Consider the following 26,483-nt stretch of genomic DNA (forward strand, 5'->3'; position numbering starts at 1 on the left):
CGAGCCGATGATCGGTGCGACGGCGAGAAGCTGTCAATCAAACTAAAGGATAGGCAGGTCACGCATCGACGATGCACTCACTGTGTGGGATCGAAGCCAGTGGCCCAAGGGCGAGCGACGCGTGCGGCGTGGCGGTACGTTGCGCGGCCTTGTGCACCATGGTGTAGGCGTAGTCCACGCCCATGCCGTAGGCGCCCGAGTGTTCCTTGACCAGCTTCATCACGGCGTCATAGCTATCGCGGTGCGCCCAGTCGCGCTGCCATTCGAGCAGATTGCCTCCTGCAGGCAACGGCCTTCTTCCCATCCGCAGCTGGCGCCTCCTACGTTCGTATAACCCGGCCATCTCAATGTCGTACCGCGCCTGCACCGATGGACAACTGCGTGCGGCGCGGCGCGCGTCATAAGATGTCTTTATAGTTGGCGTCCGCACGCCAGCCTTCATCCGCGCGACGGGGGTCCGGCTGCCTCCCCCGCCCGCCTCCATCATCCGGAGCTGACCATGCCAGCGCACCCGAATCCCGCCACATCCTCCACCCCATGCGCGCAAGCGGACCGCCCCGACCCGTGGGACAGCACCATCGGCCTGCTCCGTGCGCGTCAGGCCTTCCAGCTGTACGCCGACTGCGCCTGGCCCGATGAGGAAGATCCCGGGCACCACCGCCACACCGCCATCGTCAGCGTGGTTGAGCGACCCAGCCCCACCTTGGCGGTGATCAGCTGGCGCGATGCCACCCATTGCCGTTACGGCGCGCAGATCTGGGCTGCGATATCGGCGCGCGGGGCTGGCGTGTGCGCCCTCAGCGGGCTGCCCATCGCCAAGGGCCAGGCCGTCTACCGCCCGCGCCCCTGCCGGCCGCCGGCGCGCAACGCCGAAGCCATGATCCTCGCGTCGGCGGTACATGCAGCGTGCGGGACCGACGCCGACGCCTGCGGCGGGGATGCCTTGGCGGCATGAGGGACAGAGGCACGAGGTGGCTGACAACGTGGCCTGCGCACGAAGATAGGCAGAAGACCGCATTCGACATGCATAGCGCGCATATTCATGTTTCATCCATGCAACATGGCCACTTGATTTCAAACATAATCCGAACCTAATATCCTCCGAGATAAGAAACATTACATATTCGGGCAGGCTCTACGACGCACAGAGCCGCCCTGGCGGTCCGCCAGGGCAGGGTCGGAAATCCGGGGATTGCAAAACCTGCCGCAGGCGCTGGTCGGCGCTGGCAGTGTCGTTTCGTGCCATCCCCGCGGGTTCAGCCTGTCTCCGTTGCACTTGCATTTGCGCTTGTACGGGGAGTTACGGCATGAACGTGGTGCTCGTTGAAAGCCATCCATTGCTCCGGATTGCAATGCTCACCCTGCTGGAGGGTATTGCAGGCATCGCGCAAGCCGTTGCCATCGACCCGGGGGAAATCCCTGAGCATTTGCATGCCGGTGGCAAGGTTGACCTGATTGTCTTTGGCATGCCCGCCGATGCTGACACGGGCTGGCAATGGCTCGGCCAGGCACGCAGGCTATGCGCCGCGCCGCGCGTGCTGCTGCTGTGCGATGCCGTGCCGCTGCGGTTGCCGCAAGGCGAGATCACCGAAGGCTTCTGCGGCTGCCTGCCAAAATCCGCCCCGCTCGACGTGCTCAGGACCACCATCCGGCGTATCGCCACCCGTCAGCCGGTGCGTGCGGGCGCGAGCCAGCTTTCACTGTTCCCCGCCTTGCCCACCTTGCCCTCGGCTGCGCTGGCACCGCAACGCGCCGCCGGGAGCCCGCGGTTGACACGAGAAGCAATGCAACTGGGATTGACGCAACGCCAGTACGACGTGCTGGTACTGCTCTCCCGAGGGCATGCGGTCAAGACCGTTGGCCGCCTGTTGAATATCTCGGCGCCGACGGTCAAGACACATGCCCGCGCCATGTACAGGCATCTCCAGGTGGCTGGCAAGGAAGAAGCCGCCTACAAGGCGCGGCAACAGGGCTTTAGCCTGGCGTGGCCGGTTGGCAGCGCGCCGGCGTTGACGCTGGCACGCCGCCATGCCCCTACCGTCCGGCAGATGGAACTGCTCTGAGCGGCAGACCAGCGCTGGCCGGCCAGCGCGTTGCCTGTCACGCCAGGCTGATCCACGTGGTCTTCAGGTCCGTGTACTTGTCCAGCGCGTGCAGTGACTTGTCCCGCCCCGAGCCCGACTGCTTCACGCCGCCAAATGGCACCGTCACGTCGCTGTCCATATAGCAGTTGACCCACACCAGCCCCGCCTGCAGCTTGCGCGAAACGCGGTGGGCGCGGGACAAGTTAGAGGTCCAGAGTCCCGAGCCCAGCCCGTAGGGCGAATCGTTGGCCATGCGGATAGCCTCTTCCTCGGACTCGAAGCGGGTCACCGCCAGCACCGGGCCAAAGATCTCTTCGCGCACGATGGTAAGCGACTGCGTGGGGCACTCGAAGATGGTGGGCTGCATGTAGAAGCCGCCACTGTCCGTGTGCGCGCGCTTGCCGCCGGCGCGCAGCCGGGCGCCTTCGTCCTCGCCGCTCTTCACATAGGACATCACCCGCTGCAGTTGCGCGCCGTCGACGATCGCGCCCATGGCGGTGGCGGGGTCGAGCGGATCGCCCGGCTGCATGCGCGCCGCGTGCGCTTCCAGCTTTTCCATGAACGCGTCGTAGATGCCGCTTTGCACATAAAGGCGCGAACCGGCGATGCAGATCTCGCCCTGGTTGCTGAAGATGCCGATGGCGGCGGCCTGCGCGGCGCGGTCCAGGTCGGGGCAGTCGTCAAAGACGATATGCGGGGACTTGCCGCCGCACTCGAGCCAGACGCGCTTGAGGTTGGACTGGCCGGAATACTCCATGAAGCGCTTGCCGGTGGCGGTGGAGCCGGTAAAGGCAATGCAGTCCACGTCGGGATGGCGGCCAAGTGCCTGCCCGGCTGCGGCGCCAAGACCTGGCACCACGTTGAAGACGCCCGCCGGGATGCCCGCTTCTTCGGCGAGTTCCGCCAGCCGCAGCGCGGTCAGCGGGGACTGCTCCGCAGGCTTGAGCACCACGCTGTTGCCGGCGGCCAGCGCGGGCGCCACCTTCCAGCTGGCCATCAGCAGCGGGTAGTTCCAGGGCACGACCGCCGCTACCACGCCCAGCGGCTCGCGCGTGATGGTGGCCAGCACGCCGGGGCCCGTCGGCGCGATCTCGTCGTAGATCTTGTCGATGGCTTCGGCGTACCAGGCGTAGGTGCGGCCGGCTTCGGGGATGTCGTATAGCAGCGTCTCGGCAATGGGCTTGCCCATGTCGAGCGTTTCCAGCAGCGCGAGTTCTTCGCGATGCGTGTCGATCAGGTGCGACAGCCGTAGCAGCGTGGCCTTCCTGGCGCTGCGCGGCAAGTCCGACCAGACGCCGGACTGAAACGCCTTGCGCGCCGCGGCTACCGCGCGGTCGACGTCCTGCGCGCCGCAGGCCGCGACGCTGGCGAGCGTCTTGCCGGTGGCGGGGTTGATGGTCTCGAAGGTGGCGCCGTCGGCGGCGTCGGCCCAGCGGCCATCGATATAGGCTTGCGAACGGATCGATACCGTTGCGGCCTGCTTGCGCCAATAGGCGAGATCTCTCAAGTCACTCATCGTGGATTCCTGGCATTCGTTGGGATTTCGGCCCGCTTAGGCGCTTGCGTTCGCGTTCGCCTGCGCCACCATGGCGCCGAGCAGCACATTGGCCCCGGCTTCCAGATGTTCCGGCTTGGCGTCTTCGATTTCGTTGTGGCTGATGCCGTCCTTGCACGGCACGAAGATCATCGCGGTGGGCGCCACGCCGGCGATATAGACCGCGTCGTGGCCTGCGCCCGTGACGATGTCCTGATGGCTGTAGCCCCGCGCGGCGGCTTCCTGGCGCACGTGGCGGATCAGCTCGGGCGCGAACGGCGTCGGCGCGAAGTACTGCACGTCCTCCACAACCACATCCAGGGCCGCGCCGGTGGTGGTGCCGTCCGCGACGGCGGCGCAAGCCGCGCGAAAGCGCGCATCCATCCCGGCAAGCTGCGCCGGGTCGAGGTGGCGCAGGTCGACCGTGAACGTCACCGCCCCGGGAATGACATTGCGCGACGACGGATGGACCTTGACCACGCCCACCGTGCCGCGCCCGTGCGGCGCGAAGTCGTTGGCGATGCGGATCACTTCCTGCATCAGGAACGTGGCGCCATAGAGCGCGTCCTTGCGCAACGGCATCGGCGTGGGGCCGGCGTGCGCCTCCATGCCGGTCACGGTGACGTCGTACCAGCGCAGGCCCAGCGATCCGGTCACCACGCCGATCACGTTGTCCTCCGCCTCGAGCACCGGCCCCTGTTCGATATGGGCTTCGAAGTAGGCGCCAACCTTGCGGCCAACTTCCGCGTCGCCGGCATAGCCGATGGCCGCCAGTTCATCCGCCACGCGCTTGCCCGCCACATCGGTGGCCGACAGCGCGGTCTCCAGCGGAAAGACGCCGGCAAACACGCCGGAACCCATCATCACCGGGACAAAGCGGGAGCCTTCTTCATTGGTCCAGATGGCCACTTCGAGCGGGGCCTCGGTGGTGATGCCGTGGTCGTTCAGGGTGCGCATGACTTCCAGGCCGGCCAGCACGCCATAGCAGCCATCGAACTTGCCGCCGGTGGGCTGCGTGTCGATATGGCTGCCGGTCATGACCGGGGCCAGCGCGTTGTTGCGCCCTGCCCGGCGGGCAAAGATATTGCCGACCTGGTCGACCGTCACGCTCAGCCCGGCTGCGCGCATCCAACCGGTCACCAGGTCACGCCCCTGACCATCCAGCGCCGTCAGCGCCAGGCGCGCATTGCCGCCCTTGGGCGTGGCGCCGATCGCGGCGAGGTCCATCAGCGACTGCCACAGGCGCTCGCCATTGATTGCCAGCATGCTCATGTTCTCTCTGCTTGCCGTCATGGCCATCACTTCGCGCTCGCTTGCCGGGCGAGTGCGTCCGAGCGGATCTGCGACAAGGTCATGCCCGGCGCGATACCGTCCGCGTCATAGCGCAGTTCCAGCAAGGCGGGCAGTTGCTGGGTGTTGGCGAACGCAAGGGCGCGCGCAAAAGCAGGACCGAACGCTTCATCGCTGGCGACAATCTCGCCATACCCGCGATAGGCGCGGATCAGTTCGCTGAACTCCGGATTGTCGAAGCCGAGCGCCACGGTGCGGCCCGGGAACTCGCGCTCCTGGTGCGCGCGGATGGTGCCCCAGATGCCATTATTGAAGACCAGCACGACGATGCCGACGCGGTACTGCATGGCAACGCCGAGTTCCTGCAGGTTCATCTGGAAGCAACCATCGCCCGCATAGCAGATCACAGTGCGATCGGGGTTCTCGAGCTTGGCGGCAATGGCCGCCGGCAGGCTGTAGCCCATCGATCCCACGGTCGGCGCCAGGCTGGTGCCAACGCCCTTGAAGCGGTAGTAGGCATGCGGGTACAAGGCGTAGTTGCCCGCGCCAACGGTAATGCAGGTGTCCTCCGGCACGTTGTCGCGGAGGTGGCAGGCAGCCACGTTGAGGTTGAGGGCGCCCGGCGCGGCCTTGGGTTCCTGCTCGGCCAGGTAGACCTGGTGGGCGTCATGCCCGGCGTTGCGCGCCCCCGGGGAACGCGATGGGGTGAGTTCGCTCACCGCGGCGGCAAACGAAACCACGTCCGCGGCAACCGGCAGCGTGGGATGGAACACGCGGCCAAGCTCATTGGCGTCGGGGTACACATGGACCAGCCTCTGCTTCGGCAGCGGGCTTTGCACCACCGTGTAGCCCTCGCTGGTGGCCTCGCCCATGCGCGTGCCCACCGCGATCAGCAGGTCGCTTTCCTGTACGCGCTTGCGCAGCGACTCGGGCATGGCCCAGCCCACGTGCCCGGCAAAATTCGGATGATGGTTGTCAAAGCACTCCAGGCGGCGCCAGGCCACCCCGACCGGCAGCGCGAAGCGCTCGGCAAACCCTTCCATCTGCCGCGACGCCTGCGGCGTCCAGCCCGATCCGCCCAGCAGCAGGAACGGGCGCTCCGCCTGCTCGATCAGCTCGGCCAGCGAGGCCATGGCGCCAGGCGTCGGCGCGCTATAGGCACGGCGGTAACGTGGCACGTCGGCCACCGTGGCCTTGCCCCACAGCGTGTCCTCGGGCAGCGCCAACACGACCGGGCCGGGCCGCCCGCTGGTGGCCACCGCGAAGGCGCGTGCGATGAATTCGGGAATGCGCTCGGTGCGGTCGATCTGCGCCACCCATTTGGTCATCTGGCCAAACATGCGGCGGTAGTCGACCTCCTGGAACGCTTCGCGCTCGTAGAAATCGTTGCCGACCTGGCCAACGAACAGGATCATGGGGGTCGAATCCTGGTAGGCGGTGTGCACGGCGATGCTGGCGTTGGTGGCGCCGGGGCCGCGCGTGACAAAGCAGATGCCGGGCTCGCCGGTCAGCTTGCCTTGCGCCTCGGCCATATAACCCGCCCCGCCTTCCTGCCGGCACACGATGGGCTGGATCTTGTCCTGATGGTCGTACAGCGCATCGATGCAAGGCAGGTAGCTTTCGCCCGGCACCAGGAAGACGCGTTTCACGCCCTGGATAATCAGTTGGTCGATCAGGATCTGGCCACCGTTGCGCTCAGTGCGCGCCGGCAATGCTTGCGGCGATTGCTTGTTCATGGTCGTGAATTCCGTTTTTTGCGATCGCCGCCCGCTTCAGCTTGAGTGCGGCGATCCTTCGAAGTCTTGAATGCGATGTTTGCGGGCTTGGGCTATGACTTGGCCTCGCGCGCCGGCAGTTACTGCAGGAGCGCGGCCTCCAGGATGCCCAGCCCTTCGTCCATCACGGCGTCAGGGATGGTCAGCGGGAACAGGAAGCGCACCACGTTGCCGTAGACGCCGCAGGAGAGCAGCAGCAAGCCGCGCTCCAGCGCGCGGTCTTGCACTTGCCGCGTGAATTCGGGATTGGGGCTGCCGTCGGCCTTGCGAAACTCCACGGCAATCATGGCGCCCACGCCGCGGACCTCGCCGATTTCCGGCACGCGCGACTTCAGGCCATCCAGCTTGTCCCGCAGCCGCTGGCCAAGCGCGGCGCCGCGCTCGATCAGCTTCTCGCTTTCCAGCACGTCCAGCACCGCCAGCGCCGAGGCCACCGCCAGCGGGTTGCCGGCGTAGGTGCCGCCCAGCCCGCCGGGGGCCGGCGCGTCCATGATCTCGGCCCGGCCGCAAACGGCCGACAAGGGCATGCCGCCGGCCAGGCTCTTGGCCATGGTGGTCAGGTCCGGCGTGACGTCGTAGTGCTCCATGGCGAAGAGCTTGCCGGTGCGGCCAAATCCGGTCTGCACTTCATCGGCCACCAGCAGGATGCCGTGTTCGTCGCAGATGCCGCGCAGCGCGCGCACGAACTCGGCGGGCGCCACGTTGAAACCACCCTCGCCCTGGACCGGCTCGAAGAGGATGGCCGCGACCCGCTTCGGGTCCACATCCGCCTTGAACAGCTGGTGCAGGGCGTTGATCGAATCCTGCACGCTCACGCCATGCAACCCGTACGGGTACGGCGCGTGGAACACGTCGCCCGGGAACGGGCCAAACCCCACCTTGTATGGCACGACCTTGCCGGTCAGCGCCATGCCCATCATGGTGCGGCCGTGGAAACCGCCGGAGAAGGCAATGACGCCAGGGCGCCCGGTGGCCGCACGGGCAATCTTGATGGCGTTCTCGACGGCCTCGGCGCCGGTGGTGAAAAACGCGGTCTTCTTGGCGAACGCGCCAGGCGCGCGGGCGTTGATCTTCTCGGCCAGTTCGATATAGCTGGCATAGGGAACGATCTGGTAGGCGGTGTGCGTGAAGCGCTCCATCTGCGCCTGCATGGCTTGCACCAGGCGCGGATGGCGGTGACCGGTATTGAGCACGGCGATGCCGGCCGCGAAGTCGATGTAGCGGTTGCCTTCGACATCCCACAGCTCTGAGTTCTCGGCGCGCTCGGCATAGAAGTTGCACATCACACCAACGCCACGGGGCGTGGCGGCGTCTTTGCGGCGTACCAGGTCTGCGTTCTTCATTGCATGCTCCATTGCATTGGTGTCCTGCTGTCTTGTCTGGATCTGGGCGGCCGGCACCGTGAGGGGCCGGCCGGGAAATCGGGGGAAAGCGCTTCGGGTCAGGCTTCAGGTCAGACCAGTGCGGCCCTCCGCATGGTGCCAAAGCCTCTTTTCTGCCGCCGCATTTGAAATCCAACCGGTGGCCGGACCAATTCTATGGCTTTCATAGAAAAATTGCCAAATCTTTTGATTTTTTGACTGGGTGGTCAGTCCAATTGAGAGCGATTGCTTCACGTTTTGCCCAGAACGCGCGCTGCGATGCGCGGGAAAGATGACCGGTACACCCGGAGTGCATGCCCGGCTTGCTGCCAATCCGAGGCCAATTGGCCGGACCACTCCCGCTGGCGCCCCGGAAAGCCGGGAGAAACCCGCCCTGCCCCTTGAACAGACACCGGGTTTTGCTGTATTGATCAGACCATCAGTCAATTTGCAGCGGCCTTGCCTTCATGTCCTTACTTCAAGCGGTTTCAGCGCAGCGCCTTTACCGGCTGATCGCCGACCAGATTGCCAAGAAAATCAGCGCGGGCGAGTTCGCCCCCGGCGAGCGCCTGCCCGCGGAGCGCGAGCTGGCCGAGCAGCTCAACGTCGCGCGCTCCACGCTGCGCGAAGCGTTGATCGCACTCGAGATCGGCGGCTATATCGAGGTGCGCGTCGGCAGCGGCGTATTCGTGCTGGACCCCAAGGAGAACGGACAAGCGGCCGCCAACGGCGCCGCGCCCGATCCGGCGGCCGAGATCGATGCCCGCCTGGGCGCGGCGCTGGAAGCCAGCCCGTTCGAGCTGATCGAGACGCGCACGCTGTTCGAACCGGAATGCGCGGCGCTGGCAGCCCAGCAAGGCACGCCGGAGCAGATCGCCGCCATCGAAGAGGCACACCGGAAGATGAACCCCGACCAGTCGCCGGAAGCTGGCGACTTCGCGCATGACCGCGCCTTCCACCAGGCCATCGCCGACGCTTGCGGCAATGCGGCGCTGGCATCGGTGGTCACCCATGTATGGGATCTGTGCGAGGCCAGCCCCCTGTATAAGCGGCTCGACAAGCATTTTGTGGATGCGTCGGCCTGGCGCGCGGCGGTTGGCGAGCACGACCGCATCGTCAGCGCGATTGTGGCGCGGGACCCCATCCGGGCGCGGCACGCCATGTCGTTCCATCTGCTGGCGATCGTGTCGCGCTTGTCCGAGGACATCGCCGAGTAGGCAGGACAGACGACAGCCCCTTAGCCGGGCCCGGGCAATCCGGGCCCGGGCGCACATCGCTGGTGCAAGCCAGGCCCGACCCGGCGCCTCAAGCCGCCCACTTTCGCACCGAATCCACGCGCAGACATTAACAAAAAGTGCCATTTAGTCACTTTTGTTGCTGGCACGTGGCTTGCGTTAACGAAGCCGAAGTGGTGAAATTCGCCACAACAGGCCGGACCACCCGCCCACCAGACCTAGAACAACTACCTATTACACTTAATTTTCCGGTCATCTACGCTTTATTGGTCTGACCACCCGAACAAAAACATCCAAAGCACCACCCAGCACCGGCCCCTTACCTCACGCGTGCCCAAGCCTGCCCGCATTACTGGAAAGCCTCATGAACCCCGACCACGCCCCTACCCACCAGCCCGAAGCCGGGCGAGCGCCCCGCAACATGAAGAAGATCGCCGCGGCCAGCGTCATCGGCACCACGGTCGAGTGGTATGACCTGTTTATCTTCGCCACGGCCTCGGCCCTGGTCTTCAACAAGGTCTTCTTCCCGGCCTTCGACCCGCTCACCGGCACGCTGCTCGCCTTTGGCACCTTCGCATCGGCCTATCTGGCCCGCATCCTCGGCGCCGCGCTGTTCGGCCACTTCGGCGACAAGGTCGGCCGCAAGTCCATGCTGCTGATCTCGCTCATCATGATGGGCTCGGCCACCTTTGCCATCGGCTTGCTGCCGGACTACCGCTCGATCGGTATCTGGGCGCCCATCCTGTTGCTCACCTTGCGCGTGATACAGGGCCTGGCCCTGGGCGGCGAGTGGGGCGGCGCGGTGCTGATGGCGGTGGAACACGCCCCGGCCGACAAGCGCGGCCTGTACGGATCGTGGGTGCAGATCGGCGTGCCCGCCGGCACGCTGATCGCCAACCTGGCGTTCCTGCTCTGCAATGCCGTGCTGTCGAATGAGGCGCTGTTGTCCTGGGGCTGGCGCATTCCGTTCCTGGCCAGCGTCTTGCTGGTGGGCGTGGGCATGTACATCCGCCTGAACACGTCGGAAACGCCGTCGTTCAGCAAGGTCAAGGCCACCGCCGCGCAGGTGAAGATCCCGCTGGCGGAAGTGCTGACAAAATCGTGGAAACAGGTCTTGCTGGGCGGCATCGCGACGATGTCGACGGGCACGGCCTTCAACCTGATCGTGGCGTTCGGGCTGACGTACGGCACGCAGACGCTCGGCTTCTCCCGCAACCAGATGCTCACCATCGCGCTGATCTCGTGCGCGCTGTGCATCGTGCTGCTGCCGCTGTTTGGCCTGCTGTCCGACAAGGTGGGCCGCAAGCCGGTGATCATCGGCGGCATCATCGCCGAGGCGCTGCTTGCCTTCCCGCTGTTCTGGCTGCTGGACACCAAGGTGTTCTCGTTCGCCCTGCTCGGCTACCTGCTGATGATGAGCGCCTTCGCGGCCAACTACGGCCCGATCGCCACGTTCCTGGCGGAGCTGTTCGGCACCAAGGTGCGCTACTCGGGCCTGTCGATCAGCTACATGCTGTCCGGGCTGCTGGGGAGCGCCGCCACGCCGATCATCACCACCGCGCTGCTGTCCGCCACGGGCCGCGGCTCCTCCGTTGCCTGGTACATGATCGGCTCCGCGCTGATTTCCGCCGCTGCGCTGTTGCTGCTGGCCGAGACGCTCGGCAGGCATGCCCCGGCGGCGGCCACCGGGGTGGACGCTGCCACCTCGCTGTCCTGAGTGAGCGCCATGCCAGCCAAACTTGACACGGCGCTGCTGCGCCAGCTTGAACGCGTGAGCTTCCCCACGCTCGGGCATTTCCTTGAAGACGGCTTTGCCAGCCACGAGATCCGCGCGCTCGCGCCCAACGTGAAGGTCGTTGGCCGTGCCGTCACGCTGCGCTTGGCCACGCCCAACGCCATTGCCGTGAACCGGGCGCTGGCCAGCCTCACGCCCGGCGATGTGCTGGTGATCGACGCCTGCGGCGACCATGCGCATGCCCCCGTTGGCGCCGTCACCGGCACCGCGGCCTTGTGCGCCGGCGCCAGGGGCATCATCGTCGACGGCGTGGTGACGGACATCCTGGAGCTGCGCGCCATGGGGATGCCGGTATTCGCGCGCGGCACCAGCGTCCTGACCACCAAGCGCATCGACGACGGCGGCAGCGCCGTCAATGAGCCGGTGATCTGCGGCGGTGTCACCGTCAACCCGGGAGATATCGTGCTGGCGGATGACAACGGCGTGCTGTTCCTCGCGCCGGATGTCGCCGCCGCCATCATCGGCCAGGCGCTGGCTTCCGATGAAGCCGAGCCGGCGATCCTGGCCCGCCTGCAGGCGGGTGAGCCGGCCAGTGCCGTGCTGTTCCAGGGCGATGGACACGCGCCCGCCACGAGAGAAACGCCGTGAGCACCCAAGCGAAAAGACGGCCGCCAGGACTGCGGCGCAGCTGGCTGTTCGTGCCCGGCCTGGACCCCGTGCGCCAGCACGCGGCCCTGGAGAGCGGCCCGGATGTGGTGGTCGCCGACCTGGAGGAGTTCACCAGCCCCGCGGACCGTCCCGCGGCGCGCGCGCGGATCGCCGCCCTGATGGGCGAATGCCGGGCGCGCGGCATTGTCGGCGCCGTGCGCGTCAACAAGCTGGATGGCGACGGGCTGGATGATCTGCGCGGCGTGCTGCCCGGCGCGCCCGCGGCGATCCTGCTGCCGCACACCGAGTCGGGCGCGCAGATCCTGGCGCTCGACCAGCTGATCACCGGCCTTGAGCGCGAGCTTGGCTTGCCGCATGGCCACACCGAGATCGTGCCGACGCTGGAATCCGCGCGGGGCATCGTTGCCGCGCCAGCCATCCTGTCGGCCAGCCCGCGCGTCAGTGCCTGCCTGCTGGCGGCGGAAGACCTGAGCGCGGATCTCGATGCGGTGCGCGGCCCGGACGGCGTCGAGCTGCATCATGTGCGCGCGCGCTTCCTGGTGGACTGCATTGCAGCAGGCTGCGTGCCGATCGACTGTCCGTTCAACTACCAGGATGCCACGGCGCTGGCTGAGGACCTCGCGTGGGCCAGGCGGATCGGGCTGAAGGCGAAATGCACGGTGTTCCCGCATCAGGTCGCCGCGATACACGCCGCGCTGACGCCATCGGCGCAGCAGGTCGCGCAGGCGCAAGACACGGTTGGCAGGTATGAGGCGGTGCGCGACGGCAAGCCCGCGCAGGGCCCGCGCGTCGATTCGCCGGACTACAACACGGCACGCCGCCTGCTGGCGCGCCATGCCGGGTTCGTGCAATGGGCACAGGCCTGCGCAGGCACGGCGGCCAGTTAGCGGGTTAGCCAGTCAGCAAGCTGCCCATCTAGATGATGACCACCTTGTTCCTGCCGTCGGCCTTGGCCATATAGAGCGCGCGGTCCGCAAGCGCGAACCCCTCGCGAGACCCGGGCTCGACGGCGCCCTTCTTGCGCGCCAGCGATGCGCCGATGCTCAGCGTCACGCTGCCGAACGGCGAGCCGCGGTGCTCGATCTTCAAGCGCTCCACGCTCAGGCGCAGGTCTTCCAGCGCCGTCTCCAGCGCTGGCCGTGGCGCGCCGCACAGAAGCAGCCCGAACTCTTCCCCGCCCAGGCGCCCGGCGAGCATGCGATGCGCATCGGCAATCGATTGCAGCACCGATGCGACCTCGCGCAAGCAGGTGTCGCCCGCCGGATGCCCGTAGGCGTCGTTGTATCGCTTGAACCAGTCGACATCGACCATGACCGCGCCGATTTCTTCTCCGTCGGCCGTTTCATGCCATCTGCGGCGAACGCTCTCCAGCATGGCGCGCCGGTTGAACAGTTGCGTGAGCGGATCGATCGCGGTGGCAGTGCGCAGTTTCAGGTCGTTCTCGACCATGGCACGCAGGTGCCTGAAGACCTCGCACTGCGCCAGGGTGATGCGGTGCGGCGCCGAATCCATCGCGCAGAGCGCACCGACGACCGTGCCACAGGGCCCCTTGATCGGGATCGCTGCGTAGAAACGCACGAAGGGGAAGCATCTGACCAGCATGCATTCGCCAAATCGTGGATCGGCCAGCGCGTCCTCGAGCACGAACAGGTCGCCGTGCCGCACCACATGATCGCAAAGCGAATGCTTTCGCGAGATGGGCGAAAGCGGCATGCCCACCGCGGCCCGATAGTGCTGGTGCTCCTCGTCGAGCAACGTAACCGCCGTCATGGCGGCACCCGTCGCATTCTTCAGGATCGCGGCGGCATGACGAAAGCACTCGCGGATCACCTGGTCATCGTGCAGCAGCCAGTCGATGACGGACGGCTCGGCATGCTGCCCGCTGGCGTCAATCTCGGCCGGCAGCAGCCTGCTGGCGGGGCGGTCGTATTCAGTGGCGAGGCGCAAGATCTACTTTCGAAATCAACAGGTGCCCCTCCTAACGGCGAGCCATCCGCAAACTTGAATGCCTTGCGCCGGTCAGTCCGAGCGCCCCGGCAGCATGATGGGGCCATCCTGATCGGAGCTGCCGTCCATCACCACCAGCGCATCGCCAGCCCAGAACACCTCCGCCAACGGCACGCCGGACGCCGATGCCTGGCCGATCTGCCTCCCGTCGGCGGTGTACACCCGCACATAGCCGTTCACATAGTAGAGCTTGTCCGAGCCTTGTCCCGGAAAGGCCATGGTCGGCACCCAGCTACGCCAGCTGGCCAGCTTGTATTTCTGATAGTAGAAGGCCCCGTTGGGGCTGTACGCCTTGCCGCCATAGGCCACGCCGTAATAACAATAGAGATATGCGGGGTAAGCCAGGATGGCGATTGCCGCGGCGGCAACTAGAAGAGACTTTTTCTTCATGTCTTGTTAAGTGATTGCCCAAACCAAGGGATTGCCAATTCGCCAGAGGGCCAACGCGTCAGTACATCAGCACATCAGCGTGCGGCCTGCCTCACCGGGACGAAGACCTCCCAGTGCTGGGTCCAGCCGCCTGCGGTGCGCGGGCAGCTCACCGCTACGCTCTGGCTGGACAGCCCTTGGCTTTTCGGCGCCCATCGCACGCCCAGGGCCTTGGCGCAGCGGGGCACCAGCACCTTGTTGTTCGGCTCGCCCGCTACCCAGCGGGTGCCCGCTTGCTGGTTCTGCGCAGCCACGAACGCCGCGGCAGCCTGCTGTATCTGCGCCAGATCCTGAATGGGAGGCGGATTGTACGGCACCTCCGGCCCGCGGGCCTGGGCCGCCGTGCATGCCAGCCCGAGCGCAAGCGCCGCCATGGCCCGGCGCATCGGCGTGCCGGGGCTCATGATGGCTCCCCTTGTGCAGGCGTTGCCCTGCGCTGGCGCCGGGCGCGCGTGTGCAGGCGGCGCAGTATCACATCAAAGGACTCCAGCTGCCGGTTGATCTCCGCCTGGCCTTGCTCCACCAGGTAGCCGCGGAAGGCAACCGCCACGCGCGGCAGGCGCACGCCCGGCAGGTTCAGTACGTACCAGTCGCGCTCGATGGGATTGCCTTGCAGCGGCAACAGCCCGATCAGCCCGGCCTGGAATTCCAGTGTGCAGGCGTGCAGGGAGAGAAATGCAGCCCCCAACCCGGCCGACACCATCCGCTTGATCGCCGCGTTGCTGGACAGCTCGGAGCCCAGGGGCAGCCGCAGGCCGGCCTCCCTGAACAGCCGCTCCACGGTATTGCGCGTGCCGGAGCCGCGCTCGCGCACCAGCAGGTTCTCCTCCACCAGGTCCTGCAGCGTGAGATTGCGGCGCGCCATCAAAGGGTGGTCCGGCGCTGCAATGAATGCCATGGGGTGCTTGGCGAACGGCGTCGCGTGCGTGCGGATGTCCGTGGGCGGCCGGCCAATGATGGCAAGGTCGATCTCATGCATGGCCAGCATCCGCACGATCTCCTCGCGGTTGCCCACATGGAGCTTGATCTTGACGTCGGGCTGGTCCGCGGTGAATGCCACCAGCATCGAGGGCAGCAGGTACTCCGCCGTCGTGATGGCGCCGACCCGCAGCGTGCCGGCCAGGTTGCCCTTGAGCGCCGCCACCTCCTCGGTGGCTTCGCGCCACAGCCGCAGGATCTGACCGGCGTAGCCCGCCATCACCTCACCGGCGGGCGTGAGCTGCGTGCCCCGCCCCGCGCGCTGCAACAGCGGCGCCCCGATCGCTTCCTCGAGCAGCTTGAGCTGCAGCGACACCGTTGGCTGCGTGATGTGCAATTCCTCCGCCGCGCGGGAAACGCCGCCCAGGCGGGCAATGGCATCGATGGCGTTGAGCTGCCGGAAGGTGGTGGTGCGATTCATAGTAGAAAACCTATTGGTCGGTTTTATAAACCAATTTTTCAATATGAAGCGGCTACCTTATAGTGCCCTGACCGGAAACGCAATCGCGTCCGCGTATCGAAACGTAGTGCATAGGGAGAAGAAAAATGTCGCTGGAATTGCTGGTGCTTACCCTGGACGATGTACTCATCCGCGCGGACGAACTGCGCAAGTCCGGCTTTGGCGCAGCACCGCGAGAACGCGACGCCCGGCTCCACTCGCATGAGGATGCTTGCACCGGCGCGCGTGCCGGCAAGCCGGCCGAAATCCGTGCCCAGGCCATGCAGCTCATGCGCAGCGCGGAGCTGGGCGGCGCGCGGCTGGCGCTTGCCGCGCCGGTCGCATCGCGCACGCTGCATATCCTGCTCGATAGCGCCATCGGGCCGGACTGGATGGGCCGCTTTACAGTCGTCGCCACGGCGGACGCGCTGCTGCCCCGGGAAACCGAGATCGAGCTTTACCGGCTGATCCTGCGCACCGCCGACGTGCCCGCGCACCGCGCCTTGCTGGTCGGCGCCACGCCGAGCAGCCTGCGCGCCGCGCAAGCCGTCGGCATGCACACAGCCAGTGTCCAGCCGGCGTATGACGATGCGCCGCGCCAGGCGGGGGGATCCGCCGTGCTGTCAGGATCGCCGGAGGCGCTCTGGCCGGACTTCCACGCGCTGGAGTGCATGGTGGACGGCAAGCGGCGGCCGGAGCCGCTCGCAGCAATTTGTCTTGACTTGTCCTGATACTTCTTGATCCAAGCCCGACCGCGCTTTCCCGACAAAAGGCGCGGCGTCTATCTTGCCGGCTTGATTGCCGTGATGAACGCGTCGCTATGGAACCGGCCCGCAAGCAGCCCGTTGTCGCGCGTCAGCACGTGGCTGGCTGCATCCACCATCAGCGGATTGCCACAGGCGTACACCTCAAACGCCGAGAGATCCGGGAAGTCGCAAGCGACCGCCTCGTGCACAAAGCCCGTGCGCCCTGTCCACGGGACGTCCGGCTCGGACAGCACGGGTACAAAACGCAAGCGCTCGCTGGAAGCGGCCCAGTGTGCCGCGTCGTCCCACGCGTAGAGGTCCTCCTTGCGCCGGCCGCCCCAATAAAGCGTGGCGCCTCGTCTTGCGAGCACCTCGTGGTGGCTACGCATGAACGAGGCAATTGGCGCGTAGCCCGTGCCGGATGCCAGCAGGATGACCGGGGCATCGGAATCCTGCAGGGTGAACGCCCCGAAGGGCCCTTCCAGCCGCAGCACGTCCCTCTGCTTCAGCTTCTCATACACATGCGGAGAGAACCGCCCGCCGGGCATCGCGCGGACATGCCATTCGATCGTGCCCTGCGCATCCGGCGCGTTTGCCATGGAATAGCTGCGCCGCGTGCCGTCGCGCAGGATCACGTCCATATACTGGCCGGGGGAAAACGAGAAATCCGCTCCTCCCTGCACGTGCAGCGACACGATGGCCACGTCCGGGCTCACCCGGCGCACCTGTGCCACCCGCGCGGGCGCCTGCACCACCCGGCGCCCGGGTATGGCGCTGACTTCCGGCGCTTCGATGATGACATCGGTCACCGGCCGCGCCACGCAGGTCAGGCAGTGCCCCGGCCGCACCCCTTCCGGGATGAAGCCGGCAGGGTAAGCGACCTCCCCGGCGATCACCCGTGCCTCGCACGCATTGCACTCGCCCCGGCGGCAACTGTGTTTCGGGAAGAAGCCTTGCGACACGGCGGTATCCAGCAGCGACGCGCCGGGTGCACACCGCAGCTGGACATCCGCGGGCGCGATGGTCAGCGTCACTCCCGGCTCGGACTGGTGCGCGGGCCGCGCCAGCTGCGCTTCAGTGTCGGGCGCCATCTTGCGCTTCCAGTTGCCGTGCCTTCAGATCCAGGGCGACGTCCACGATCATGTCTTCCTGCCCCCCCACCATGCGGCGCTTGCCGAGTTCAACCAGGATGTCGACTGTCTTCAGGTCATGCTGGGCGGCCGCCGTTTCCGCGTGCCGCAGGAAGCTCGAATACACGCCTGCATAGCCCAGGGCGAGCGTCTCGCGGTCGACCCGCACCGGACGGTCCTGCAGCGGGCGCACCAGGTCGTCAGCGGCGTCCATCAGCTTGTAGAGGTCGCAGCCATGCGACCAGCCCTGGCGCTCGGCCGCGGCGATGAACACTTCCAGCGGCGCATTGCCTGCGCCGGCGCCCATTCCGGCCAGGCTGGCGTCGATCCGGTTGCAGCCTTCCTCGACCGCGACGATGGAGTTGGCCACGCCCAGGCTGAGGTTGTGGTGCGCATGCATGCCGGTGTGCGTGGCGGGATCCAGCACGTCCTTGAAGGCGCGGAAGCGGTCGCGCACGTCGTTCATGGTCAGTGCGCCGCCGGAGTCCACCACATAGACGCAGGTGGCGCCGTAGCTCTCCATCAGCTTAGCTTGCCGGGCGAGAGCCTGCGGCGTTGTCATATGGCTCATCATCAGGAAGCCCACGGTATCCATGCCGAGTTCGCGGGCGTACTCGATATGCTGGCGGGAAATGTCCGCCTCGGTACTATGCGTTGCCACCCGGACCACGCGAGCCCCGGCATCATAGGCGGCGCGCAGGTCGTGCGTGGTGCCGATTCCCGGCAGCAGCAAGGTGGCGATCTTGGCGCGGGTGACAGATTCGGCGGCGGCGGCGATCCACTCCACATCGCTGTGCGCGCCGAAGCCGTAGTTGAACGAGGAGCCTTGCAGGCCGTCGCCATGCGCGACTTCGATTGAATCGACGTTGGCTTCGTCCAGCGCGCGCGCAATGGCCTTGACCTGCGCAATGCTGTACTGGTGGCGCACGGCGTGCGAGCCGTCGCGCAGCGTCACATCGGAGATATAGAGCTTGGTTTCCATCTTTTGTCCTGGCTTGGGGTTCTTTACGCTACCGCGGCCTCGCGCGCGGCAAGCTCGCGCCGCGCGAGTTGCTCGGCGGTGGCCAGCGCTGCCGACGTCATGATGTCCAGGTTGCCGGCATAGGCGGGAAGATAGTGGGCGGCGCCCTCCACTTCGAGGAAGACCGTGGTCTTCAGCCCGCTCATGCGCCCGACACCCGGGATGTTCAGCGGCTGGCTTTCGTCGAATCGCTCGAACTGCACCCGTTGCTTGAGCCGGTAGCCGGGCACATAGGCGTTGACGCGAGCCACCATGGCCTCCACCGCCGCCTCGATGCGCGTGGTGTCCGCCAACTCCGACAGCGTGTACACCGTGTCGCGCATCAACAGCGGCGGCTCAGCCGGATTGAGCACGATGATGGCCTTGCCCTTGCGGGCGCCACCCACGACTTCCAGCGCACGGGAGGTGGTCTCCGTGAACTCGTCGATATTGGCGCGCGTTCCCGGTCCGGCCGACTTGCTGGAGATCGATGCCACGATCTCCGCGTAATGGACCTGTGCCACCGAGGCAACCGCCGCGACGATGGGAATGGTGGCCTGCCCGCCGCAGGTGACCATGTTGACGTTGCGGCCATCGAGGTTGGCGTCGAGGTTGACCACGGGGACGCAATACGGCCCGATGGCGGCCGGCGTCAGGTCGACCACGCGAATGCCCGGCTTGCGTGCGCGCAACAGCTTGTCGTTCTCGATATGGGCACCAGCCGAGGTGGCATCGAACACGATGTCGATATCGGCGAACGCCGGCATGTCGACCAGGCCGGCCACGCCCGTCGCGCACGTGGCAACGCCAAGCCGGGCGGCGCGCGCAAGGCCGTCCGAGGCGGGGTCGATGCCGACCATCACGCCCATTTCGAGATGCTTGCCATGGCGCAGGATCTTGATCATCAGGTCCGTGCCGATATTGCCGGAGCCGACGATCGCGGCCTTCAGTTTTTGGGTCATGATTTTGCTTCCGTTAGCCCTGGGAGATTCTGTCTGGATAGATCACGGACTCGCAGTCCGAATACAGGCGGTCCACATCGCCGGCGCGCAGCGTCAGTACCGCTCGCTGGTTGATGTAGCCCTTGTCGGTGATTTCGCCCTGCTCGATCGCCGGCGCGGCGGACAACAGCACCGCGCGCGCCGGCCGCTGGGAAGACCCGGCACCCCTGCCAAGATCGGCCAGCAGCGCGCCAAGCGCGCGGCGCACCGCCGGCACCAGCCCCAGCGACTTGCCGCAAAGCGTGCCGTCCTGGTCGTTGGCAAGCGCACGCAGCTTCGCGCTGGGAAACACCAGCAGGCCGACTTCATCGCGATCGTGGCCGGTGACGACGATATCCAGCGCATAGGGCGACATCGCCGAGACCGCGCGCACGCGCAGCGAGCCGACCGATACCCAGGTGCCCGTCGTCAGCTTGAAGTCTTCGGACACCCGGCCATCGAAGATGACGCCACTGTTCGGGTCGGCCGGATCGGCGAGCCGCCCCGCATCGCCCATGCGGTAGAAGCCTTGCTCGTCGAACGCGGCGCGCGTCTTCTCCTCGTCGCCGAGATAGCCAGCGAAGATCGACGGCCCGCGCACCCGCAACTCGTGCTTGCCCTGGCTCGGCACGAACTTCAACTCGACGCCGGGAACAGGCACGCCGATATTGCGCGGGTCCGAGGACGAGAAATGCGCGCTAGTCACCACCGGCGAAGTCTCCGTCGAACCCCACTCCGTCGTGAAGAACAACGATCGATGCCGGGCGCCGCGCGCCACCGCGCGCAGGCGCTCCGCGGTCTTCTGCGGCAGGGCCGCGGCCGCGAAGAACAGCATGTCCAGCCGTTCGAACAGCGCCGTGGCCAGGGCTTCATCCGCCTCCAGGTAGGGCAGCAACGCGTCATAGCCCTTGGGCACATTGAAGAACAGCGTCGGGCGAACCTGGCGGATGCCCTCGATGGTCCGCTCGATCAGGCCCGGCGCGGGGCGGCCGTCGTCGATGTACAGGGCGCCGCCATTGCGCAGCACCAGGTTGAAATTGTGGTTGGCGCCGAAGGTATGGCTCCACGGCAGCCAGTCCAGCACCACGGGATGCGTCTCATCGACGAACGGCCAGCACTGCGCGATCATCTGCTGGTTGGCGCACAGCATCTCGTGCGTATTCGGCACCAGCTTGGGGGCCCCGGTGGAGCCGGAGGTCAGCAGGATGCGGGCTATGGTGGCGCCCGTGATGCTGCGCAGCGCCTCGTCCACGCCGGGCCCGGCACTGGCCGCGCACAGCGCGGAGAACGGCAGCTCACCGCCGGCCGCGCCCTGCGCATAGACCACGGGGCAAGAGAGCCCGGCGCGCCGTATCGCCGCCCCGTACAAGGCGGCGTCCTCCGCATAGACAAGGCCGGGATGCAGGCGGGCGAGGATGGCGTGCAGCTTGGCGTGATCGCTGCTCATCCTGGTATAGGCTGACGACACCACAGCGATGCGCAGTCCCACGTGCATGGCAGCCAGCGACAGCAGCGCCAGGTTCACGCTGTTGTCCGATAGCGCGACCACGGGATCTTCCGCCGCAATATCGAGATCCAGCAACGCCTGGCCGATATTGCGGACCGTGGCATGGGCCTCGCCGTAGCTGACGGTATGCCAGCCCGTATCCCGGCGCTCCGCCAGGAAGACGCGCGCAGGCGCCTTGGCCGCCCATCGGGCGAGCCAATCGCCGATGCAGCGATCGAAATCTTCCAGCGGTACCGAGGAGCGCAAGACAAAGCTGCCATCGGGCAGGTCGGTGCGCACAATGCTGGGCGCCGCCAGCCGAAGGCCGACATCCGGTCCGGCGGCGCGGCGGCCGACGGCGGACGTGCTAGTCAATTGGTTTGCGTCCATGTGCCCTCCTCCAGCTTGGCAAGGATGCAGCCCGTTGCGGCCCACGCGGACACCATGATCCCCGCCGCAATTGCGGCGGCGTATTTGATTCCCATTGTTGTCTCCGAATCGCCCGCTCTTGCGACGGGCGTTAGCGTCAATCCACGTGGCAGCGCACCTGCCCCAGCCCTTCGATCTCCAGATGCAGCGCGTCGCCGCTGCCGATCTTGAACATGGGCCCAAGCGCGCCAGAGAGCACAACGTCGCCAGCCCGCAGCGGCTCGCCCATCACGGCCATGGTGCGTGCCAGCCACCAGGCGGCATGCAGCGGGTGGCCCAGGCAGGCGGCGCCGTTGCCCTCCGACGCCGGTTCGGCATTGCGCGTGAAACGCATCGCGCAATCGGCCAGCGCCAGGTCGGTCACGCGCTTCGGATCGGTGCCGAGCACGTAGAGGCCACAGGACGCGTTGTCTGCCACCGTATCGACCAGCGTGATCTTCCAGTCCTGGATGGCGCTGTCGACGATCTCGATGGCGGGCAATGCGAATTCGATGGCACGGAGGAATCGCCCCCAGGTCATCGCTTCGCCGTCAAGATCGCGGCCGATGACGAAGGCGACCTCCCCTTCCGCCTTCGGCTGGATCAGTGAGCCCGAGGGAATGGCCGCGCCGGACAGGAACTCCATGTCCGCGAACAACACGCCGAAATCCGGCTGGTCGACACCTAGTTGCGCCTGCACGGCCTTCGATGTCAGGCCGATCTTCTTGCCGCTGATGACGCGGCCTTCGCGCAGCGCGCGTCCCGTGTTGGCGGCGGCGACGGCATAGGCCGCCTCGAGTCCGTCGATGCCGAAGGTCTCCGAGACCCTGGCGATGGGACGGCGCTCGCGGCGGGCCTGGTACAGAGCCTCGGCCGCCTGCTGGATGGGGGTATCTTTCATCGTCGTCTACCTCGTGATGCTTGTTGTCTGGTCATTGCCTGCTTGTCCGCCAGGCTAGGCGGCGGCCCGGGCCGCGCGATACTTCGGCAGCAACTGCAGGGTCTGCTCGGCTTCTGCCGCCAGGCAGGCGGCATAGCTGTCAGCCAGCGCCGTGACCACGTCCTCGACCGAGCCGACCGCATCGATGGCGCCGACACCATGGCCTGCCGACCACACGTCCCGCCATGCCTTCGGCGCCGAGGCAATGTCGCCGGAGAAATCGATCCTTTTCTCCTCCTTGAGCTTGTCGGCGGTGAACCCCGCCGCCGCAACCGTCGGCTTGAGCCAGTTCGCCATCACGCCCGATACGGCGGTGGACTGGACCAGGTCCTCCATATGGCTGGCCACCAGCATGTCGCGGTAAGCGGGCGCCGCCATGCTCTCCCGCGTTGCGATCAGCCGGGTGCCGACCACCACGAAATCGGCGCCCAGCAACTGCGCGGCCCGTATTTCCGCACCGCTGGATATGGCGCCCGCCAACCCAATCGGGCCGTCCCAGAAGCGGCGCACTTCCGCCAGGAAGGCGAAGGGGTGATAGGTGCCGGTGTGGCCGCCGGCACCGCTGGTGACCAGCACCAGGCCGTCGACGCCAGCGTCGATCGCCTTGCGGGCCAGCGCCGGCGAGATGACATCCGCCATCACCAGCCCGCCGTAGCCGTGCACGCGCTCGAGCACGCGCCGGGGGCTGCCCAGCGCGGTGGTCACGATGCCTGGGCGATACCGCTCCACCAGTGCCATTTCCGCCTCGAAGCGGTCATAGCTGCTGTGGACGATCATGTTCAGTGCCCACGGCGCTTGCGGGTGCTGGGCGGCCTCGGCTGCGATCTGCGCCAGCGCCGCATCGAGCGCGGCCAGGTTGCGCGCATTCGGGGCAGCGTAGGTGCCGACGATGCCGGCCTTCAGGCTGGCGGCCACCAGTTCCGGGCCGGAGACCAGGAACATGGGCGCGCCCATGACCGGCAGGCGCGCGCGGGCGAAGACGCTGCGCACGGCAGCATGCGAGGCGCGAGGGGGTGCGTTAGGTGCGGCGTTGAGCGATGCGTTGGGGGCGTTCATCTTGTCTCGTTCATGTCTTGTTCATGTTTCGTTCTTGTCTCTTGCTGTTCGGCTAGCGCCGGCCTGGCCGCCCGCGGACTTCCCAGCCGCAGTCGCTTTGCAGGATGGCGGCCGTGGTGGCCGGGGAATTGCTGCGCGAGGCCAGCAGCACGTAGTGCCCGGTGTGGTCCTCCGGCTGGGCGATGAAGCCCAGCGGCATCGCGTTGGCCACGGCGTCCGAGAAGCCGGGGATCTCTGACAGCCGGGCCTCGTGCTTGCCAAGGGATTCCGGGCCCTTCAGCGGCGTTACGGTGCCACCGGGGGCCACGCCGTTCACGCGGATCTCCGGCGCCAGCTCGTAGGCCAGCTGCCGGATCAGGCCCACGCAGGCGTGCTTGGAGGCCACGTAGACCGGGCCGCCGCCGCCGGCATAGAAACTGGCGTTGGACAGCGTGAAGATCATGCTGCCGCGGCTCTCACGCAGTGCGGGCGCGGCAGCATGGGCGGCCAGCAGGTAGCCCAGCACGTTGACGTCGAACACCTCGCGAAAGGTCGCGCTGACCACACCCGGCTCCAGCTTGCGCAGCGTGGCGAAGTGGTCCCATACGCCAGCGTTGCCAACCAGGGTGTCGAGCTTGCCGAAGGCCTTGACGGTGGCCTGCACCGCCTGCGCATTGGCGTCTTCCGAGCGCACGTCGCCCACGGTGATCGCCACGCGGTCGCCAAACTCTGCGCGCATGGCGTCAGCGCTCTGCGCGTTGCGCACCAGGACGCCGACGCCGGCTGCGCCCTCGGCCAGGAATCTGCGGGTGACCGCCAGGCCAATGCCTGAGTTGGCGCCGGTCACCAACGCCACATCGTTATCGAGCCAGCCCATGGTCAGAAGAAGGTATTGAGGTTTTTGGACATCAGCAGGGACTGCGTGATGACAATCTTGCGCCGGGCGATCCGGAAATCCTCGCCATGGGCGCGCAGCACGTCCTCGCGCCGGCCAAGCAACAGATCGTTGTCCGCCTCGCCCCGGCTGCGGTAGTTGACGAAGACCGAATGCACGATGAACTCGTCATCGGCCGCGCCCGCGTACGCTTCGATATTGCTGATCACGTGCACATGGCGGGTCGGCGGGTCCTCGGCCCATGCGGAGGGTTGCCTGAAGCGGGCCACGCGGCGTTCCAGGTCGAAGTGGTTGTCGTCGAAATACGCGCCACGCCCCACGCCGTAGGCTCCCAGCTTGTCCGCGCGGCGGCGGTTCTCGATGGCCGGCATCCAGTAGTGAATGTCGTCCGCCATCAGTGCCAGCCAGTCGCTCCATGCCTCGCTGTCGAGCAGGCGCGCCTCGCGATAGAGGAACTGCTGCACCCGATGGGCGGTGGCAAGGTCCACCGCCTGCAGCGCCATGGCCTGCGGCAGCCGTTGCGGGAGCGCGCTCATGCGACCTCCTTCAGGCTGTCGTTGACGAACGCGCTCTCAGGCAAGCTTGGCTTATCGCGCACCGGAACTTCATCCCAGGCGCGCGCCTGCATCAGGTCCAGCCAGCGCTGGTAGAACGCGCGGTGGTTGGCTTCGTTTACCTGGTTGCGATAGACGTTGCCAGGCAGCTCGCTGCCCTCCAGCCGGGAGTCGAGGCCCAGGCCCATGTACAGGTCTTGCTGGCGCGTGACAAAGCCGGCATTGGTGCGGGTGGAGAACTCGAAGTTTTCGCCGTCGTCCATCTCGAATACGCCGGAGGGCGAGAACGTCAGCATGGTGCCTTTCAGCCAGCGATCCTTGATGTCCTGTGGCGCGCTCTTGTTGACAATGGTCCAGGTGTGCAGCTCGATCTTGCCCGGGCCGCGCGGATGCCAGACGCGGAAGGTGTTCTGCCCCGGCAGGAAGGAGAGGTTCGGGAAGACGCTGACCGAGGAAATCGAGCCGATCATCTTCGAGCGGAACTCGCCAAGCCGCTCGGCCACCTTGGGCTGGATCCCGTACAGGTACTTGCGGATCTCCTTGTCGCCCAGGGTCGCGGCATTGCCGACGACATCCAGGTTGAATTCCCAGCCGTGCCCGTTGACATTGACATGGTACGAATCCGGATCCTTGAAGACCTCGGCCACCGGGCCGCCAAGCATGGCGCGCGCGGCGGAGTCGTGCGTCCACAGCGCGTGATAGATATCACCGATGAAGTTCTCGACCGGGACCTTCCAGTTGCAGTTGATCACCGACTTGACGCAGCTGCCGATAAATTCCGTGCCCTCGCCGTCCATGTCCAGCATGACGTCGAGGTAGTAGCGGAAGTCGCCCAGGAAGTCCTCCAGCGAAGGCGCGTCCGGATCCATGTTGCCGAACACCAGCCCCTTGTAGCTCGCCACCTTGGCAACCGGGTGCAGCCCGTGTTCCGAGCGGTCCATGCCGCTGGCCTCGAACAGCTCCTGCCCCGCCATGCCACGCAAGGCGCCATCGATGCCAAAGCTCCAGCCATGGTAGTTGCAGACAAAGCTGCGCGCGTTGCCCGCGTCGGTAAAGTTCAGCTTGTTGCCGCGATGCGGGCAGGTGTTCAGGAAGGCACGGATGGAAGCATCCTTTTGCCGCACCACGATCACGTTGTCTTCCGCCATATAGGTGGTGACGTAGTCGCCAGCCTTGGGAATCTGCGATTCATGCGCGAGAAAGAGCCAGCTGCGCGCGAAGATCTTTTCCAGTTCCTGCTCGTAGATGCGCTGGTCCCAGTAGACGCGGCGCGACAGCCTGCCAGCGTTCAGGTCCAACAGGCGATCCAGGTCGCGCAGGGGCGCGCTGGCGGGATCCTTGCGCAAGCGTTCGCAGTTGCCGCTGCAGTCGTGTGTCATGTTCACTCTCTCAATGGCTTCAGATAGCCGACGACGCCGCTTCGGATTCTTCGTCGAGATCGGCGTAGATCTGGTCAGCCTCGACGATGATCTTGTAAGTGCGCAGGTCGACCGTGCACGGGAACCCGACGGCCTGTCCGGTCGGGATATGAAACTGGCCGTCGTGGACCGGGCAGGCGATCAGGTCGCCATCGACGATCTCGCCTTCGGACAGGGATGCCGTGGCATGCGTGCAAACATCGCTGGTGGCGAAGTACTCGCCGTCGATGTTGTAGACCGCCAGCGGGCAGGCCGATGTCTCGACCTTGCACACCTGGCCCGGCGCCAGCGCTTCACGCTGGATCAGGAGAACTTTATTGCTCATCGCTGTCATTCCTTCTTGCCCGGCGCAAGC

The 26,483-nt window shown here is 66.5% G+C and carries 26 protein-coding genes and 1 pseudogene; 7 read left to right on the forward strand and 20 right to left on the reverse strand.

Going from position 1 to position 26,483, the window contains the following annotated elements:
- Positions 1–58: 58 nt before the first annotated feature.
- Positions 59–274, reverse strand: a pseudogene (locus A9975_RS12920) (hypothetical protein); the annotation flags it as partial.
- A 225-nt stretch (positions 275–499) separates the two neighbouring features.
- Here A9975_RS12920 and A9975_RS12925 point away from each other — a divergent pair.
- The gene (locus tag A9975_RS12925) at positions 500–955 is read left to right on the forward strand and encodes a DUF3331 domain-containing protein (protein ID WP_183033099.1); all 456 of its coding nucleotides are present in this window, start codon (positions 500–502) and stop codon (positions 953–955) included.
- 352 nt (positions 956–1,307) lie between these two features.
- On the forward strand, positions 1,308–2,063 hold the full coding sequence (locus A9975_RS12930) for a response regulator transcription factor (protein WP_183033100.1): 756 nt from the start codon (positions 1,308–1,310) through the stop codon (positions 2,061–2,063).
- A gap of 37 nt (positions 2,064–2,100) precedes the next feature.
- On the opposite strand, the gene A9975_RS12935 is transcribed toward A9975_RS12930, so the two are convergent.
- From A9975_RS12935 to A9975_RS12955, 5 genes are all read right to left on the reverse strand, one after another.
- Positions 2,101–3,600, reverse strand: a complete 1,500-nt coding sequence (locus A9975_RS12935) for an aldehyde dehydrogenase (protein ID WP_183033101.1) — start codon at positions 3,598–3,600, stop codon at positions 2,101–2,103.
- Positions 3,601–3,636: 36 nt separating this feature from the next.
- The gene (locus tag A9975_RS12940) at positions 3,637–4,890 is read right to left on the reverse strand and encodes a Zn-dependent hydrolase (RefSeq protein WP_183033102.1); all 1,254 of its coding nucleotides are present in this window, start codon (positions 4,888–4,890) and stop codon (positions 3,637–3,639) included.
- Positions 4,891–4,916: 26 nt separating this feature from the next.
- Positions 4,917–6,644, reverse strand: coding sequence for a thiamine pyrophosphate-binding protein (locus A9975_RS12945; RefSeq protein WP_183033103.1), 1,728 nt, complete (start codon positions 6,642–6,644; stop codon positions 4,917–4,919).
- A gap of 119 nt (positions 6,645–6,763) precedes the next feature.
- The gene (gene gabT, locus A9975_RS12950; RefSeq protein WP_183033104.1) at positions 6,764–8,026 is read right to left on the reverse strand and encodes a 4-aminobutyrate--2-oxoglutarate transaminase; all 1,263 of its coding nucleotides are present in this window, start codon (positions 8,024–8,026) and stop codon (positions 6,764–6,766) included.
- A gap of 105 nt (positions 8,027–8,131) precedes the next feature.
- Positions 8,132–8,299 (reverse strand): hypothetical protein, encoded by a 168-nt coding sequence (locus tag A9975_RS12955; RefSeq protein ID WP_183033105.1) that lies wholly within the window; start codon positions 8,297–8,299, stop codon positions 8,132–8,134.
- A gap of 212 nt (positions 8,300–8,511) precedes the next feature.
- On the opposite strand from A9975_RS12955, the gene A9975_RS12960 reads away from it, so the two are divergent.
- The 4 genes from A9975_RS12960 (at position 8,512) to A9975_RS12975 (ending at position 12,570) form a co-directional block, all read left to right on the forward strand.
- Positions 8,512–9,261 carry a FadR/GntR family transcriptional regulator gene (locus tag A9975_RS12960; protein WP_183033106.1) on the forward strand — a complete coding sequence of 250 codons (750 nt, stop codon included), beginning with the start codon at positions 8,512–8,514 and terminating at the stop codon, positions 9,259–9,261.
- Between the two features lie 382 nt (positions 9,262–9,643).
- Positions 9,644–10,996: an MFS transporter gene (locus tag A9975_RS12965; RefSeq protein WP_220810719.1), complete on the forward strand. Its 1,353-nt coding sequence runs from the start codon at positions 9,644–9,646 to the stop codon at positions 10,994–10,996.
- 9 nt (positions 10,997–11,005) lie between these two features.
- Positions 11,006–11,662: an RraA family protein gene (locus A9975_RS12970; RefSeq protein ID WP_183033107.1), complete on the forward strand. Its 657-nt coding sequence runs from the start codon at positions 11,006–11,008 to the stop codon at positions 11,660–11,662.
- Positions 11,659–12,570, forward strand: coding sequence for an aldolase/citrate lyase family protein (locus tag A9975_RS12975; protein ID WP_183033108.1), 912 nt, complete (start codon positions 11,659–11,661; stop codon positions 12,568–12,570). Before A9975_RS12970 ends, A9975_RS12975 begins: the two co-directional genes overlap by 4 nt.
- 28 nt (positions 12,571–12,598) lie before the next feature.
- Here the strand turns inward: A9975_RS12975 and A9975_RS12980 are convergent, their stop codons facing one another.
- The 4 genes from A9975_RS12980 to A9975_RS12995 form a co-directional block, all read right to left on the reverse strand.
- Positions 12,599–13,630, reverse strand: coding sequence for a sensor domain-containing diguanylate cyclase (locus tag A9975_RS12980; RefSeq protein ID WP_183033109.1), 1,032 nt, complete (start codon positions 13,628–13,630; stop codon positions 12,599–12,601).
- A 72-nt stretch (positions 13,631–13,702) separates the two neighbouring features.
- The gene (locus A9975_RS12985) at positions 13,703–14,080 is read right to left on the reverse strand and encodes a hypothetical protein (protein ID WP_183033110.1); all 378 of its coding nucleotides are present in this window, start codon (positions 14,078–14,080) and stop codon (positions 13,703–13,705) included.
- Positions 14,081–14,154: 74 nt separating this feature from the next.
- Entirely contained in the window at positions 14,155–14,523 is a 369-nt protein-coding gene (locus tag A9975_RS12990; protein WP_183033111.1) for a hypothetical protein, read from the reverse strand.
- Positions 14,520–15,518, reverse strand: coding sequence for a LysR family transcriptional regulator (locus tag A9975_RS12995; protein WP_183033112.1), 999 nt, complete (start codon positions 15,516–15,518; stop codon positions 14,520–14,522). The genes A9975_RS12990 and A9975_RS12995 overlap by 4 nt, the downstream gene beginning before the upstream one ends.
- A 125-nt stretch (positions 15,519–15,643) precedes the next feature.
- Here A9975_RS12995 and A9975_RS13000 point away from each other — a divergent pair, with 125 nt between their 5' ends.
- A complete protein-coding gene (locus A9975_RS13000) occupies positions 15,644–16,267 on the forward strand; it encodes a hypothetical protein (protein WP_183033113.1) in 624 nt (207 codons plus the stop codon).
- A gap of 50 nt (positions 16,268–16,317) precedes the next feature.
- Here the strand turns inward: A9975_RS13000 and A9975_RS13005 are convergent, their stop codons facing one another.
- The 10 genes from A9975_RS13005 to A9975_RS13050 all read right to left on the reverse strand — a co-directional run bounded on the left by A9975_RS13005 (position 16,318) and on the right by A9975_RS13050 (position 26,453).
- Positions 16,318–17,373, reverse strand: a complete 1,056-nt coding sequence (locus tag A9975_RS13005) for an FAD-binding oxidoreductase (protein ID WP_183033114.1) — start codon at positions 17,371–17,373, stop codon at positions 16,318–16,320.
- Complete coding sequence (gene dmpG / locus A9975_RS13010; RefSeq protein WP_183033115.1) at positions 17,357–18,394, reverse strand: 4-hydroxy-2-oxovalerate aldolase; 1,038 nt, start codon at positions 18,392–18,394, stop codon at positions 17,357–17,359. The genes A9975_RS13005 and dmpG overlap by 17 nt, the downstream gene beginning before the upstream one ends.
- Before the next feature lie 23 nt (positions 18,395–18,417).
- Complete coding sequence (locus A9975_RS13015) at positions 18,418–19,377, reverse strand: acetaldehyde dehydrogenase (acetylating) (RefSeq protein WP_370564525.1); 960 nt, start codon at positions 19,375–19,377, stop codon at positions 18,418–18,420.
- Positions 19,378–19,387: 10 nt separating this feature from the next.
- Positions 19,388–21,268 (reverse strand): feruloyl-CoA synthase, encoded by a 1,881-nt coding sequence (locus A9975_RS13020; RefSeq protein ID WP_183033117.1) that lies wholly within the window; start codon positions 21,266–21,268, stop codon positions 19,388–19,390.
- Positions 21,269–21,404: 136 nt separating this feature from the next.
- Complete coding sequence (locus A9975_RS13025) at positions 21,405–22,187, reverse strand: 2-keto-4-pentenoate hydratase (RefSeq protein ID WP_183033118.1); 783 nt, start codon at positions 22,185–22,187, stop codon at positions 21,405–21,407.
- Between the two features lie 54 nt (positions 22,188–22,241).
- On the reverse strand, positions 22,242–23,282 hold the full coding sequence (locus tag A9975_RS13030; RefSeq protein ID WP_183033119.1) for a nitronate monooxygenase family protein: 1,041 nt from the start codon (positions 23,280–23,282) through the stop codon (positions 22,242–22,244).
- Positions 23,283–23,334: 52 nt separating this feature from the next.
- Positions 23,335–24,138: a 3-(cis-5,6-dihydroxycyclohexa-1,3-dien-1-yl)propanoate dehydrogenase gene (hcaB, locus tag A9975_RS13035; protein ID WP_183033120.1), complete on the reverse strand. Its 804-nt coding sequence runs from the start codon at positions 24,136–24,138 to the stop codon at positions 23,335–23,337.
- Positions 24,139–24,140: 2 nt separating this feature from the next.
- Positions 24,141–24,692, reverse strand: a complete 552-nt coding sequence (locus A9975_RS13040; protein ID WP_183033121.1) for a 3-phenylpropionate/cinnamic acid dioxygenase subunit beta — start codon at positions 24,690–24,692, stop codon at positions 24,141–24,143.
- Entirely contained in the window at positions 24,689–26,089 is a 1,401-nt protein-coding gene (locus tag A9975_RS13045) for an aromatic ring-hydroxylating dioxygenase subunit alpha (RefSeq protein ID WP_183033122.1), read from the reverse strand. Before A9975_RS13045 ends, A9975_RS13040 begins: the two co-directional genes overlap by 4 nt.
- 19 nt (positions 26,090–26,108) lie before the next feature.
- Positions 26,109–26,453 (reverse strand): non-heme iron oxygenase ferredoxin subunit, encoded by a 345-nt coding sequence (locus tag A9975_RS13050; protein WP_183033123.1) that lies wholly within the window; start codon positions 26,451–26,453, stop codon positions 26,109–26,111.
- Positions 26,454–26,483: the final 30 nt, after the last annotated feature.

Origin of the sequence: Cupriavidus sp. UME77 (genome assembly GCF_014170355.1) — a bacterium.
Lineage (GTDB): Bacteria > Pseudomonadota > Gammaproteobacteria > Burkholderiales > Burkholderiaceae > Cupriavidus > Cupriavidus basilensis.